This is a genomic window from Streptomyces sp. NRRL B-24572 (assembly GCF_002156145.1).
In the GTDB taxonomy this organism is placed as follows: Bacteria; Actinomycetota; Actinomycetes; order Streptomycetales; family Streptomycetaceae; genus Streptomyces; species Streptomyces vietnamensis.
This window is the reverse complement of record NZ_MWIG01000267.1, coordinates 1-14,380: the sequence shown is the minus strand read 5'-3', so window position 1 is coordinate 14,380 and position 14,380 is coordinate 1. Positions and strand designations below refer to the sequence as shown.

General features: G+C 71.5%; 12 protein-coding genes and 1 pseudogene. 7 read left to right on the top strand and 6 right to left on the bottom strand.

Annotated features, from left to right (window positions below; genetic code table 11):
• Window positions 1-932 (top strand): glycoside hydrolase family 6 protein (locus CCN56_RS16770; protein ID WP_086827717.1); only part of this gene is annotated, 932 nt, incomplete at its 5' end.
• 122 nt (window positions 933-1,054) lie between these two features.
• Here the strand turns inward: CCN56_RS16770 and CCN56_RS16765 are convergent.
• The 3 genes from CCN56_RS16765 to CCN56_RS16755 form a co-directional block, all read right to left on the bottom strand.
• Window positions 1,055-2,005: a hypothetical protein gene (locus CCN56_RS16765; protein WP_086827715.1), complete on the bottom strand. Its 951-nt coding sequence runs from the start codon at window positions 2,003-2,005 to the stop codon at window positions 1,055-1,057.
• 77 nt (window positions 2,006-2,082) lie between these two features.
• A complete protein-coding gene (locus CCN56_RS16760) occupies window positions 2,083-3,594 on the bottom strand; it encodes an APC family permease (protein ID WP_256961999.1) in 1,512 nt (503 codons plus the stop codon).
• Window positions 3,595-3,808: 214 nt separating this feature from the next.
• Window positions 3,809-4,834 (bottom strand): LacI family DNA-binding transcriptional regulator, encoded by a 1,026-nt coding sequence (locus CCN56_RS16755; protein WP_086827713.1) that lies wholly within the window; start codon window positions 4,832-4,834, stop codon window positions 3,809-3,811.
• Between the two features lie 379 nt (window positions 4,835-5,213).
• Between CCN56_RS16755 and CCN56_RS16750 the strand changes: the two genes are divergently transcribed.
• From CCN56_RS16750 to CCN56_RS16735, 4 genes are all read left to right on the top strand, one after another.
• Entirely contained in the window at window positions 5,214-6,563 is a 1,350-nt protein-coding gene (locus tag CCN56_RS16750) for an ABC transporter substrate-binding protein (RefSeq protein ID WP_086827711.1), read from the top strand.
• Between the two features lie 90 nt (window positions 6,564-6,653).
• Window positions 6,654-7,658 (top strand): carbohydrate ABC transporter permease, encoded by a 1,005-nt coding sequence (locus CCN56_RS16745; RefSeq protein ID WP_086827709.1) that lies wholly within the window; start codon window positions 6,654-6,656, stop codon window positions 7,656-7,658.
• Window positions 7,659-7,662: 4 nt separating this feature from the next.
• Complete coding sequence (locus tag CCN56_RS16740; RefSeq protein WP_086827707.1) at window positions 7,663-8,544, top strand: carbohydrate ABC transporter permease; 882 nt, start codon at window positions 7,663-7,665, stop codon at window positions 8,542-8,544.
• A gap of 63 nt (window positions 8,545-8,607) precedes the next feature.
• Window positions 8,608-10,050, top strand: coding sequence for a GH1 family beta-glucosidase (locus CCN56_RS16735; protein ID WP_086827705.1), 1,443 nt, complete (start codon window positions 8,608-8,610; stop codon window positions 10,048-10,050).
• Window positions 10,051-10,115: 65 nt separating this feature from the next.
• Here the strand turns inward: CCN56_RS16735 and CCN56_RS16730 are convergent, their stop codons facing one another.
• Window positions 10,116-10,586, bottom strand: a complete 471-nt coding sequence (locus CCN56_RS16730; RefSeq protein WP_086827703.1) for a hypothetical protein — start codon at window positions 10,584-10,586, stop codon at window positions 10,116-10,118.
• A gap of 174 nt (window positions 10,587-10,760) precedes the next feature.
• Window positions 10,761-11,492 (bottom strand): IclR family transcriptional regulator, encoded by a 732-nt coding sequence (locus tag CCN56_RS16725; protein WP_086827702.1) that lies wholly within the window; start codon window positions 11,490-11,492, stop codon window positions 10,761-10,763.
• Window positions 11,493-11,725: 233 nt separating this feature from the next.
• Between CCN56_RS16725 and CCN56_RS16720 the strand changes: the two genes are divergently transcribed.
• A complete protein-coding gene (locus CCN56_RS16720) occupies window positions 11,726-12,661 on the top strand; it encodes a glycerophosphodiester phosphodiesterase family protein (protein WP_256961998.1) in 936 nt (311 codons plus the stop codon).
• A 163-nt stretch (window positions 12,662-12,824) separates the two neighbouring features.
• Window positions 12,825-13,751: an LLM class F420-dependent oxidoreductase gene (locus CCN56_RS16715; protein ID WP_086827700.1), complete on the top strand. Its 927-nt coding sequence runs from the start codon at window positions 12,825-12,827 to the stop codon at window positions 13,749-13,751.
• 24 nt (window positions 13,752-13,775) lie between these two features.
• Here the strand turns inward: CCN56_RS16715 and CCN56_RS16710 are convergent.
• Window positions 13,776-14,240: pseudogene (locus tag CCN56_RS16710) on the bottom strand (MMPL family transporter); the annotation flags it as partial.
• Between the last annotated feature and the right edge of the window lie 140 nt (window positions 14,241-14,380).

The window sequence follows — 14,380 nt, the reverse complement described above, 5'->3', positions numbered from 1 at the left end:
GCCCGACGGAGATCGGCCGCTACAAGACCGAGTACATCGACCCGATCGCCGCGATCCTCGCCGACTCCAAGTACGCGGGCCTGCGGATCGTCACCACGGTCGAGCTCGACTCGCTGCCCAACCTGGTCACCAACGTCTCCGGGCGTCCCACGGCCACCGCCAACTGCGACGTCATGAAGGCGAACGGCAACTACATCACCGGCGTCGNNTACAACTACCTCGACGCCGGCCACCACGGCTGGCTGGGCTGGGACGACAACTTCGGCCCCTCCGCCGAGCTCTTCAAGCAGGCCGCCACGGCGGAGGGATCGACCCTCTCCAACGTCCACGGCTTCATCGTCAACACCGCCAACTACAGCGCCCTGAAGGAGGACCACTTCACCATCGACGACACGGTGAACGGCGTCTCCGTGCGCCAGTCCAAGTGGGTCGACTGGAACCGCTACACCGACGAGCTGTCGTACGCCCAGGCCATGCGCGCCAAGCTCGTCTCGATCGGCTTCGACCCCAACCTCGGCATGCTGATCGACACCTCACGCAACGGCTGGGGCGGCACCGCGCGGCCCACCGGACCGGGCGCGACGACCAGCGTCGACACGTACGTGAACGGCGGCCGCTACGACCGGCGCATCAACCCCGGCAACTGGTGCAACCAGTCCGGAGCGGGTCTCGGCGAGCGACCCCAGGCGGCTCCGGCCGCGGGCATCGACGCGTACGTCTGGATGAAGCCCCCGGGCGAGTCCGACGGCGCCTCCAAGGAGATCCCGAACAATGAGGGCAAGGGCTTCGACCGCATGTGCGACCCGACGTACACGGGCAACGTGCGCAACGGGAACAGCATGTCGGGCGCGCTGCCGGACGCCCCGCTCGCGGGCCAGTGGTTCTCGGCCCAGTTCCAGGAGCTCCTGAAGAACGCCTACCCGGCGCTGTAACACCCGCCGCGGCACGCGTGCCGACGACCCCACGGGATCCGGATCCCGTGGGGTCGTCGCGTCGGCACGCGTGCCGCCCGAGTGGACGTGATCGTGGGTGTGATCTACGTGATCTACGTGATCTACGAGGAGGCGGCGAGCGCCTCGTCGCGCCAGAAGACGAACAGCTGCTCCGGGTCGCCGGCGTACGACCACGGCACCCGGGTCGCCCGGTTGCCCAGCGTCCGGAAGACGTCGGCCGCCTCCCGCTTCATGCCCGCGCGGACCAGGCCGTGGGCCAGCTGGTTGAGGTCGGCGACGTCCTGCGCGTATTCCGCCGTCCGGGCACCGATCCACTTCTCCAGGACGACGCGGAGATCCCGCTTGGCGGCCTCGCTGTTCCAGTGATACGTCAGACCGACGGCGGTGCGGCCCTCCACCTCCACCCGGTAGCGGTACTCCTCCGAGCGCGCCACCAGCGGCAGCACCGCGAGCGGTGAGCCGGCCGGCACGTAAGCCACCACGTCCCAGGCGAAGTTGGCCGCCTGTCCGTGGGACCCGTGCCAGCGGGCGGAGAGATGGCGCAGCGCCTGGTGATGGCCTTCGCGGTGGTACGGGTCCCGGGCCAGGAGCTCCTTCCACCAGTACCCCATGTCCGGGTGCCCGCCCTCGTACAGCCGGCCGAGGGAGACCAGCGAGACCCAGGGCTGCGGGTCGACGGGGGCCAGCTCGGACGCCTGGAGGCAGAGCCGCGCCACCCGGTCCAGGCTGTCCGCCGACGGAGGGGCACCGGCGCGCGCGGCGCCGAACATCCGCATCACCTCGGTCTCCGCGCGCAGCACGGCGGCGTCCGGGTGTCCGGGCTCGGACGCGTGCCAGACGTCCACGGTGCGCCGCCCGGCGGCGGAGTCGGCGAGCAGTCGTACGCGGTGCGAGCGGCGGTCCCAGTCGTCGCGGGGGTGCTCCGCGAGCAGGTCGCGGGCGCCCTCCCAGCGCCCCATCAGCATGTCCTCGCAGCCTTCGGCGAGGGCGCGGTCGCCGAAGGTCCGGTCGTAGCTGGGTCTTCCGGAACTGCGGCGCAGCCAGGCTGACATGGGCGTGCTCCTCGCGGGTCGGTCGGTTCGGATCCGTCGGAAGCGGTGCGGATCCGTCGGAAGCGGTGCGGGATCCGTCAGAAGTCGGAGAGGACGTCGTCCCGCCGCGCGGATCCGGTGAGCGCCGGGTCCAGTGCCGGACCTGCGTGGAACTCGCCCCCGGCGTCCGCCTGTCCGGGGTGCGCCGCCAGGGAGGACAGCGGCCTCGGCCGGAAGTACGAACTGCCCTGGAACCACGAGACGAGCACCGGCAGCAGCCCGAACGCCAGGGCGACGAGACCGGTGCCGAGCGCCTGCGCGCCGAGTCCGGGGAGCGACCGGGCGAAGATCCAGGCCATGAAGAGCGCTCCGCCGAGCGGCCACAGTCCGATGAAGACCAGATTGCCCAGGGACCTGAACAGGACCTTGCGGTAGGCGACGACGACGGAGAGTCCGGCGAGCGCGTAGTAGAACGCGATGTGCAGGCCGACGCCGCCGACCGCGTTCTCGACGAACTCCGAGCCCGATCCCGCCGTCGTGGAGGCGACGATGAGCACCACCGCGACGGACGCCACGGTGAGGGTGGCCACCCAGGGGGTCCGCCACTCGGCGTGGATGCGGCCGAAGGCGCGGGGCATCGTGCGGTCGCGGCCCATGGCGAAGAGCGTCCGGGTGGCCTGGATCAGGGTGGTCTCCAGCGTGGCGACGGTCGACAGCATCACCGCCAGGGCGAGCAGCCGGCCGCCCCAGCCCGGCCAGATGGACTCGCCGAGCGCGGAGAGGTATCCGGCCGGGTCGTCCGCGATCGCGGCGGGCCCGAGTACGGAGATCGCGGAGACCGTGAAGAGCACGAAGACGGTGCACGTGAGCACGACGCCGATCAGGCCGCCGAGGCCGGAGGCGCGCCGGCTGTCTCGGGTCTCCTCGCTGAGGTTGCTGGTGACGTCCCAGCCCCAGTAGGTGACTCCGGCGATCAGGGCTCCCGCGACGAAGGTGTGCGAGGTGTCGAAGTGGGTGAAGCCGAGCCAGGAGGGGGAGAACGCGGCGGCCTTCTCGTCCACGAGCAGGCCGGCGACGGCGAAGGCCAGCAGCAGGGCGAGTTGTACGGCGCCGAGGACGGTACGGGCGAGGCCGCTGATCCGGCTGCCGCGCACGGCCACCAGGGCCATCAGCAGGAACCAGCCGACGCCGACGCCGGTGGCGAGGCCGGTCTCGCGGGCCAGGGCGGGGTCGATGAGCGAGAGGGTCGCGCCGCCGGCCGGCACGGTCGCGGAGACGAGGAAGACCGTGGCCGAGCAGACCACGGCCCAGCCGCTCAGGAATCCGAGGAAGGGGTGGAGCGAGCGGGCGACCCAGCTGTACGAGGCGCCCGCGTTGACGTCGAGCCGTCCGAGGTGACGGAAGGCCAGGGCGATGCCCACCATCGGGATCGCGCAGTACAGCAGGACGGCGGGGGCGGCGAAGCCGGCGACGGCGATGACGAGGGGAACGATTCCGGCCACGGTGTACGCCGGGCCGCACCCCACGATCGCCATCACCACGGAATCGAACGTGCCCAGGGCGTCGGCCCGCAGACCACCGCTCCCCTCGGTACCGGGCCTGTTGCTCAACGGTCGCGCCTCTCCGGAGAAGGAAGGGTGGGGGCTGACCGTCTTCTTTCGGCCAGTTGCACGAGATCTTCCTCAAGCATCCGGAAATACACAAGGGGGAGAACACGATTTCGGTTGATCAAATAGAGATTGAGAGCAGCTTTCCTCCTCTATGGAGCTTGACAGCTTCGGATTTCGTTGTTTCCAGGTCTTTCGACGACGCTGACGCATCCCTTCAGCTCGACTCCCGCACGATCAGCTCCGTGGGCAGGACATGCCGGCGCGGCTCCTCGGGGCCGGTCGCCGTGATGTCCCGGAGCAGCATCCGCGCCATCGTGCGGCCCATCTCCTCGATGGGCTGCCGCACGCTCGTCAGCGGCGGGTCCATCAGCCGCGCGACCGGGGAGTCGTCGACCCCGACGAGGGCCACGTCCTCCGGCACCCGGCGGCCCGCCTCCCGCAGCGCTCCGCGCGCACCCGCCGCCATCACGTCGGAGGCGGCGAAGACCGCGTCCAGGTCGGGCCTGCGGTCCAGGAGTTCCCGCGTGGCGCGCCGGCCGCCCTCCTCGGTGAAGTCTCCGGTCGAGACGAGGCCCTCGTCGGGCGGGAGTCCGGCCTCCGTGAGGCCGGCCCGGTAGCCGCCGAGCCGCGCCCTGGCCACGTACATGTCGAGGGGTCCGGTGACGGTGGCGATACGGCTCCGGCCGCGCGCCACGAGGTGGGCGACGGCCGCCCGCCCGGCGCCGATGTTGTCGGAGTCGACGTACGGCACGGGCTCGGCCTCCGTGCGGCGACCGTTCATCACGACCGGGAGGCCGAGGCCCCTGACGCGGTCGGGCAGCGGGTCGCCTCCGTGGACCGAGGCGAGCAGCACCCCGTCGACGCGCTGGGCGGCGAGGTACTGCTCGAAGCGCTGCCGCTCCTGCTCACTGCGGACCAGGGTGAGCAGCAACTGCTTGTCACCGTCGGCGAGTTCGGCGCTCACCCCGCGGATGAGGTCGAGGAAGTACGGTTCCGCGAAGAGCCGGGCCTCGGCCTCGGGGATGACGAGCGCGATCGCGTCGGTGCGGCTGCCGGCCAGGGCGCGGGCGGCCTGGTTGGGGACGTAGCCGAGTTCGGCGACGGCCCGGGCGACGGCCGTTCTGGCCTGTTCGCTCACCCGCGGGGAACCGTTGATCACCCGGGAGACCGTGCCCCGGCCGACGCCGGCCCTGGCCGCGACCTGCTCCAGGGTGGGTCTGCCGCTCTGCCGTCCGCTCACGACTCCCGAACTCCCCTCGTAGGACAACACGCCGCTCACCTGCCCGGACGGACCCCGGGATCCGATGGGAGCGCTCCCACACTAGTTCACGGCCGCCCCGCCGCGCCATGCACCCGCGTTCAGAAGATGACGACCCGGAGCGCCGCCGAGCCACGCGAAACCCCCGGAAAACCTTCCGGTAACGAATCCGCGTTCATGTCTTGACACTCGCACCCGCCAGGCAGCAACCTTCCGGCAACGACGTGGGAGCGCTCCCATCAGGGATGCGCACAGCCTTGCATCAGGTCCTGGCGGACGCCGCCGAGCCGCGATCAGCCGACCGGGCCCCTGGCACACAGAAGACGCACAAAGAGCACCACCTTTGGACGAGGAGAGTGGAATGCGCACTTCCAGCAGCAGACGCGGGCGCCGCGCGGCGATCGCCGCGGTCGCCGTCGTCGTGACCGGCACGACCCTGCTCACCGGTTGCGGCAGCGACGACGACGGCGGCAAGGGCGGCGCGAGCGGCCAGGGCTCCGGGAAGATCACGCTGCGGATCGGGACCTTCGGTTCCTTCGGCTACGACAACAAGACCGGCGCCAAGCTCTACGCCGAGTACGAGCGGCTCCACCCGAACATCAAGATCGAGGAGTCGAACGTCTCCGACGGCCAGAAGTACTGGGACACGCTGAAGCTTCGCCTCGCCCAGAACAGCGGCGTCGCCGACATCCAGGCCGTCGAGGTGGGCTACATCGCCGAGGCGACCGGCACGGCCATGGCGAACAAGTGGGTCGACCTGGGCAAGGAGGGCGGCGCGGACCTCGGCGACTTCCTCGACTGGAAGGTCAAGCAGGCGACGACGGCCGACGGCAAGGTCATCGGGCTCGGCACCGACATCGGCCCCATGGCCATCTGCTACAACAAGGACCTCTTCGCCAAGGCCAAGCTGCCGACCGACCGCGACGCGGTCGGCAAGCTGTGGGCCGGCGACTGGTCCAAGTTCCTCGCGACCGGCGAGAAGTACAAGAAGGCGGCGCCCGCAGGCACCGCCTTCCACGACTCCGCGAGCGGCCTCTTCAACGCCGTCGTCTCCAGCGACCCCGTGCAGTACGCCAACGCGAGCGGCGAGCTCGACTGGGAGAACAGCCCCGGCGTGAAGAAGGCCTGGGAGACCGCCGTGAAGGCGGCCCAGGGCGGACTCACCGCCAAGCTGCGCCAGTTCGACGAGAAGGGCACCTGGAACGCGGCCTTCAAGAACTCGAAGTTCGCCACCGTCGCCTGCCCGAGCTGGATGACCGGCATCATCAAGGACCAGGCGGGTCCCGCGAACAAGGGCAAGTGGGACATCGCCGCGCCGCCGGTCGCCGGCAACTGGGGCGGCTCCTTCCTCGCCGTGCCGAAGGCCGGCAAGCACACCAAGGAGGCCGCCGAGCTCGCCGCCTGGCTGACCGCCCCCGAGCAGCACGCCAAGGTGTTCGCGGTGAACGGCAACATCCCCTCGTCCAAGGACACGCTCCTCTCCTCGGCGGTCCAGGAGGCGAAGCTGCCGTACTTCGGCGACACCCCCGTGGGCAAGATCTTCTCCAGCGCGGCGGTCGGCATCACCCCCGCCACCATCAGCCGCTACGACGGCCAGGTGAAGACCTTCCTCACCGACAACGGCATCCTCGACATCGAGCAGCGCGGCACCGACCCGGCCAAGGCCTGGGAGAACGTCAAGAAGCTGGTCGACGACAAGATCGACCAGTAGCGGGGGCGTCCGCCGGTCCGCCGCCGCCTGCCGGGCGGCGGACCGGCACCGTCCGCACCACCGCACGCATCGACCTGGAAGGACGCCCCCGTGGCCACCTCCGTCCGGGCGGAGCGGGACGACTCCCTGCCGCCCGCCGCACCGCCCTCCTCCCCCGGCTCCCGGCGCCGCCGCTCCTCCCCGGGCGGCCTGCGCAGCAGGCTCTACCGCTGGGACATCAAGGCGATCCCGTACGTCTTCATCGCCCCCTTCTTCCTCACCTTCGCGGCCTTCGGCCTCTTCCCGCTGCTCTACACGGGCTGGCTGTCGCTGAACCGGGTCGAGCTCGGCGGCGATCCGACGTGGAAGGGCCTGGAGAACTACACCGACCTCGCGACCAGCGAGTTCTTCTGGAACGCTCTTCTCAACACCTTCACCATCGGGGTGATCTCGACCGTCCCGCAGCTGCTCATGGCCCTGGGCCTGGCGCACCTGCTCAACTACAGGCTCCGCGGCCGCGGCTTCTTCCGGGTCGCGATCCTCGCCCCGTACGCCACCTCGATCGCGGCGGCGACCCTGGTCTTCGCCCAGCTGTTCAACACCGACTACGGGATGATCAACGGCCTGCTCGACTGGATCGGCATCGGCCCGGTGGACTGGGAGTCGTCCAAGTGGCCGGCGCAGATCGCGATCTCGGTGATCGTCACCTGGCGCTGGACCGGCTACAACGCGCTGATCTACCTGGCCGCGATGCAGGCCGTGCCGCAGGACCTGTACGAGGCGGCCTCGCTCGACGGGGCCTCGCGGTGGCGGCAGTTCATCAGCGTCACCATTCCGTCGATCCGGCCGACGATCCTCTTCACGGTCATCGTCTCCACCATCGGCGCCACCCAGCTGTTCGGCGAACCGATGCTCTACGGCGGCAGCGTCGGCATCAGCGGCGGCAGCGGCAACCAGTTCCAGACGCTGAGCCTGCTGATGTACGAGAAGGGCTGGGTGACCGGCGCCCTCGGGCAGGCCTCCGCGATCGCCTGGGTCATGCTCCTGCTCCTCCTCCTGATCGGCGGCGTCCAGGCGCTCGTCTCCCGCCACAACCGCAAGAAGCTGGGGGGATGACCTCATGGCCCGCACCCTCGAAACACCCGCTCCCGTACGCCGCTTCGGGCAGTCGGCCGGTCGCCAGCACCACGCGGGACCGCTGACCTACGTCCTGCTCTCCGTCGCCGCGTTCGTCTCGCTCTTCCCGCTGTACTGGAACCTGGTCGCCGCCTCCCACACCGGCGAGCGGGTCGTGGAGGCCCCGGCGCCGCTGCTGCCCGGCAAGCGGCTCCTGGACAACCTGACCTTCGCCTGGAACCAGGTCGACATGGGCGAGGCCCTGGTCAACACCACCGTGGTGGCGAGCCTGGTGGCCCTGTCCACCGTGCTGTTCTCGACGCTGGCCGGCTTCGCCTTCGCCAAACTGCCCTTCCGGGGCCGGGGCGCGCTGCTCTCGCTCGTGGTCGCCACGATGACGATCCCGCCGCAGCTCAGCGTGATCCCGCTGTACCAGATCATCACGGACCTCGGCTGGTTCGACCAGCTCCAGTCGGTCGTGCTGCCCTCGCTCGTCGCCGCCTTCGGCGTGTTCTTCATGCGGCAGTTCCTGGTGGAGGCGCTGCCGGTGGAGCTCGTGGAGGCGGCCCGGATGGACGGGGCGCACAGCCTCCGGATCATCTGGCACGTGGTCTTCCCGGTGGCCAGGCCCGCGATGGCCGTGCTCGGCATGCTGGTCTTCGTCCAGGCATGGAACGACTTCTTCTGGCCGTTCATCGCGCTCACCCCGGACGGCAACCCCACCCTCCAGGTGGCGCTCGCCGGCCTCGGCGCGGGCAACCACAGCGTGAACCAGGCCGTGGTGCTGACCGGCGCCCTGATCTCCACGGTACCGCTGCTGCTCGTCTTCGCCTTCCTCGGCAAGCACATCGTCGGCGGCATCACGGCCGGTGCCGTCAAGAGCTGAGCCTTCGACAGTCGACGAACCCCCTGTTCCGTTTCTCCGTACCCGTGTTGGGAGCCCTCTCCTATGACCGCGCCCGAAACCCGGCCGCTCACCGCCGTCCGCACGTTCCCCGCCGACTTCCTGTGGGGCACGGCCACCGCCGCGTACCAGATCGAGGGAGCGGCGGCGGAGGACGGCCGTACGCCCTCCATCTGGGACACCTTCTCGCACACCCCCGGCAAGGTCTTCGACGGCCACACCGGTGACGTGGCCGTCGACCACTACCACCGGTTCCGCGAGGACGTCGGGATCATGGCCGAACTCGGCCTGAACGCCTACCGGTTCTCCGTCTCCTGGTCCCGCGTCCAGCCCACCGGCCGGGGCCCGGCCGTCCAGCGGGGTCTCGACTTCTACCGGCGGCTCGTCGACGAGCTGCTCGCCGCCGGGGTCGAGCCGGCCCTGACCCTCTACCACTGGGATCTGCCGCAGGAGTTGGAGGACGCCGGCGGCTGGCCCGAGCGGTCGACCGCCGAGCGGTTCGCCGAGTACGCGGGGATCGTCGCCGACGCCGTCGGCGACCGGGTGAAGCGGTGGACGACGCTCAACGAGCCCTGGTGCAGCGCCTTTCTGGGGTACGGCTCCGGGGTGCACGCCCCGGGCCGCACCGACCCGGTGGCCGCACTGCGCGCCGCCCACCACCTCAACCTCGGGCACGGCCTCGCGATCCAGGCGCTGCGTGCCGCGCTGCCGGCGGACCGGCAGCTCGCGGTCTCGCTCAACCTGCACGAGATCAGGCCGCTGACCGCTTCGGCCGAGGACCTGGACGCGGCCCGCCGCATCGACGCCGTCGGCAATCGGGTCTGGCTGGGCCCGATGCTGGAGGGCGCCTACCCGGAGGACCTGCTCGCCGACACGGCGCACCTGACCGACTGGTCCTTCGCCCGGGACGGCGACACGGCGACGGCGAACCAGCCGCTGGACCTGCTTGCGATCAACTACTACACACCGACGGTCGTTTCGCATGTCCCGGAGGGTGCGGAGAAGCCGCAGGACGACGGCCACGGGCACAGCGAGCACTCGCCGTGGCCGGGTGCGGACCGGGTCGCCTTCCACCGGGCGCCGGGCGAGCCGACGGCGATGGGCTGGGCGGTCGACCCGAGCGCGCTGTACGACCTGCTGACCCGGGTCTCCGCCGCGTACCCCGAACTCCCGCTGGTGATCAGCGAGAACGGGGCGGCGTACGAGGACGTGGTCGGCCCGGACGGTTCGGTGCACGACCCGGAGCGCGCCGCCTATGTGCACGCGCATCTGGAGGCGGTGCACCGGGCGCTGTCGGACGGGGTGGACGTGCGCGGCTACTTCCTCTGGTCGCTGCTCGACAACTTCGAGTGGGCGTACGGCTACGCGAAGCGGTTCGGCGCGGTCCGGGTGGACTACGACACCCTGGAGCGCACGCCGAAGTCCAGCGCCCGCTGGTACGCGCGGGTGGCGCGCTCGGGCGAGCTGCACGCGCCCGGCGGGGACTGACGCGGAACGGAGGAAGGGCCGTGCCGGACGTCCGGCACGGCCCTTCCTCACGCACTGGGGACCTGTCAGATGTCGACGACCCGGTAGCCGATGACGTAGATGCCGCCGGAGCCCTCGACCGTGCGCCACTGGGTCTCGGCGCCGACCTCGCTGCCGGTGACGAGCGTGGCGCCCAGCTTGTCGTCGCTGCTGGTGGAGTCGTAGTCCCACAGGGTCAGGGTGCGGGCCTGCTCCTTGCCGAGGATGAGCGCGGCGTTGCCGTTGCCGTCCTCCATGGAGCGGACGTAACCGGTGCCCATCGTCTGGTACTTGATGCCGTTGCCGGGCCAGACCTTGACGGCGTTGCCGTTGGCGTCGGTGATCTTGAGGTAGGCCTCGTCGTGGTCGCCCTCGCTGTTCTGCTGGCAGTGCAGCTCGAACAGCTCGATCTTCACGTAGTCGATCGGCTCGGCGTGCGCGGTGCCGGCGAAGGCGCCGAGGCTGCCGAGTCCGAGCAGGGCGGTGGCGGCCATTCGTGCGGCTCGGTTCTTGCGCATGGTGTGTGTCCCCCGACACATCGGGTCACTCGCGTGACAGTCGGTTCCGGTCCACTCGTCTCCGGTGGCCCGGTGTGCCGTTTCCCCCCGGCACGACACCCACTGTGCCCGGCGTGCCCGCCCCTGCTCTACGCGCGTTCCGCTGGTCGGAACGCGCCCCGGAAATCGGCGGGTCTACAGGACGGGGGCGGCCGGCGGAACCGGTCTGCGCCGGCCGCCGCCCCGGGCCAGCGTGCGGGTGATGGCGGCCCCCGCCTCGGCGACGGCCTGGGCGAGCGCGTCGAGGCCGCGGCCCGCCGGGACCATGCCGGCGAGCGCCGCGACCGTACGGCCGTCCGGGGCACGGACCGGCAGCGAGGCGCAGCACACTCCCTCCATCACGTCCTCGCGGTCGAACACCGCCCCGCCCCGGCGGTGCCCGCGCAGCGCCTTCCCCGCGGCGGTGTCGAGGTGGAACGCGATGCCGTCCCGTACCGGGAGCAGCGGCTCCAGGTCGCCGGGCACCGAGCTCACCGTGATCGCCATGTCCTCGCGCAGCACGGCGAGAACGACGCTGGCGCCGGTGGTGGCCCGCAGGCGCTGGAGCGGCAGCCGGGCGGCGGGGCGCAGGCCGGGGTGCGGTTCCCAGGCCTGGCCGAGGCGGTAGAGCTGCGGGCCGACCCGGTAGCGGTTGCCCCTGCGTTCGACGGCGCCGACGCCGACCAGCTGGTCGAGCAGCCGGTGGACGCTGCCCTTGGGCACCCCGCAGGCGAGCGCGAGTTCGGTCACTCCGGCCTCGTCGCCGTTCCGGCGCAGGGCGTCGAGCAGCGCGAACGCTCCTTCCAGCACTCCCCTGCCGCGCTCCTGGCGTCCCGGTGCGGCCGTCTCCGCGATGCCGTCCGTTCTCCGTGCGGTCCCGGTGTCCATGATGAGTCCCCCTGACTCCGTACGCCCGGCCGTGGTCCCCCGATGGCGCGGCTGCGGGCACACCCCCCACGATGCCGCAGACCGGACGATTCGGCGAAGGGGCTTGCCCGGCACGTCGTGTCGTGTCGTGGCATGTCGCGGTGCCCGCCGGTGCCCAGGTTTTGTCGACTCGTCACGTCCCGTCCGGTGTGGGGCCCCGGCGAGGCCACCGTCCGTACCTAAGCTCTGCGTCCATGAACCACCTCCCGCCCCGCGCGCCCCGGTCCCGGATCCGCAGGCGCTTCGGTTACGGCCCGGCGGTGCTCGCCGCGGCCCTGGTCCTCGCCGCTCCCCCCACCCTGTCCGCCGAGCCGGCCTCGTACACGCCGGGTCCGACGGCGCCGCATCACGCCCCTTCGGGCAAGCCGGCGGGCCGCTGGATCCGCGCGGCCGGGGCTCCGCTGACCGTGTTCGCCCACCGGGGCGCCTCGTCCACCGCGCCCGAGAACACCCTGGTCTCCGACGAGGTGGCCCGGCGGGGCGGGGCCAAGTGGATCGAGAACGACGTCCAGCCCAGCAAGGACGGCGTGCCGTACATCCTCCACGACGCGACCGTCGACCGGACGACCGACGGGACGGGCACGCTCCGCTCCCTGACCTCCGCCCAGCTGGACGCCCTCGACGCCGGTTCCTGGTTCGCCCCCGTCTTCGCCGGCACGCGCGTCCCGACCCTGGCCGCCCAGTTGGCGGACCTGCGGACCCGCGGCGGCAATCTGCTCCTGGAGATCAAGGGCCGGCAGACCGAGGCCGAGGTGGCCCGGATCGTGCAGGAGGTCCGCGACCAGGGCATGACCGACCGGGTCTTCGTCCAGAGCTTCGACGTCACGTCCCTGCGGCTCGCCCACGAGCTGGCGCCGGAGCTGCCGTTGGGTCTGCTGCGCGACAACCTGGACGCCGATCCGGTCGCCGTCGCCGAGGACCTTCACCTGGCCGCGTACAACGTCTCGGACAAAGGTCTCTCCGTGCGTCCGTCCGCCGTCGACGAGCTGCACGCGGCGGGCATCGCCGTGAACGTGTGGACGGTCAACGGCGCGGCCCGCTGGAAGGTCCTCGACGAACTCGGCGTGGACGGCGTCATCACCGACCGTCCGACGGAACTCACGGGCTGGATCGCGGGCCGCCGGGCCTGAGCCCCCCGGACCGCTGCCCCCGTGCGGGCCCGCGCCGGGCCGGCCGGTGCCCCGTACGGGCGTGGGCCCACGCCCGTGCGGGCCCGCAACGGGGCGCGGCGGGTCACATGTTGTTCACACGGGGACGGGAATGCCGGCCCCGTGACCACCGGTTGCCCGGTGCATGACTCTTGGAGTGACGCTCAGCTCGACCTCCCGGCAACTCCCGATCGACGAGACGGTGCAGCTCGCGAGGGAGGCGGCCGACGCAGGCCTGCACTCGGCGTGGTTCGGCCAGTCCTTCGCGTACGACTCGCCCTCGCTCGCCGCGATCGTCGGGCGCGAGGTGCCCGGGCTGCAGGTGGGGACGTCCGCGATCCCGGTCTTCGGCCGCCATCCGCTGCTCGTCTCCAGCCAGGCGCAGACCGCCCAGGCCGCCACCGGCGGCCGCTACCACCTCGGGCTCGCCCTCGGCACCCGGCACCTGACCGAGACCGGCTTCGGCCTCCCGTACCAGCGGCCGATCGGGCTGCTCAGGGAGTTCCTCACCGCCCTGCGGCCGCTTCTGGAGACCGGTGAGGCCGACTTCCACGGCGAGCTGCTGACCGCGACGACGCCGTACTCGGCGGCCGTGCCGGGGGCCCGGCCGCCGGTGCCGGTCCTGGTGGCCGCGATGGGCCCGCAGGCGCTGCGGGTCAGTGGTGAACTCGCCGACGGCATCCTGCCGTTCCTCGCGGGTCCGCGTGCTCTCGCCGAGCACGTCGTCCCGGCCGTGACCGCGGCGGCGGAGGCGGCGGGCCGGCCCGCGCCCCGGATCGTGGCGCTCGTGCCGGGCGTGGTGACGGCGGACGTCGAGGGGGTACGGGAGAAGGCGGCGGAGGCGCACGCGCTGTACGAGCGGATTCCCTCCTACCAGCGGGTGATCGAGCTCTCGGGCGCCGAGCGGGCCGCCGAACTGGCCCTGATCGGCGACGAGGAGGCCGTCGCCGAAGGGGTACGGCGCTATCGCGAGGCGGGGGCGACGGAGGTGGTGTTCACGGCGACGGACCTGGGCGGCGAGGACGACCGCCGTCGCACCTGGAAGCTGCTCGGCGAGCTGTCGCAGGGCTGAGCGGGCCTCGTCGACGGGGCGCCCCTAGGTTCTTCCCGCCCTCTGGGGCGCTTCTTCGGCATGGAGCGCCTCCTCGCCCTCCGTGTCCAGGTGGGGCAGGAGGCGGTCCAGCCAGCCCGGGGTCCACCAGGCGTGCCGGCCGAGGAGGGTCATCACGGCGGGCACGAGCAGCAGGCGGACCACGGTGGCGTCGATGAGGACGCTGGCGGCGAGGCCGAGGCCGAGCATCTTGACGACGATGTTGTCGGAGACGATGAAGGCCGCGAAGACGCTGACCATGATGAGTGCGGCGCAGGTGATGACCCGGGCGGTGATCTCCAGGGCGTGGGCGACGCTGGCCTTGGAGTCCCCGGTGCGCAGCCAGGCCTCGCGGACGCGGGAGAGCAGGAAGATCTCGTAGTCCATGCTGAGGCCGAAGACGATGGCGAACATCATCATCGGGACGTAGCTCTCGATGGGCACCTTGCCGTTGACCCCTCCTGCCCCACCTGGACACGGAGGGCGAGGAGGCGCTCCATGCCGAAGAAGCGCCCCAGAGGGCGGGAAGAACCTAGGGGCGCCCCGTCGACGAGGCCCGCTCAGCCCTGCGACAGCTCGCCGAGCAGCTTCCAGGTGCGACGGCGGTCGTC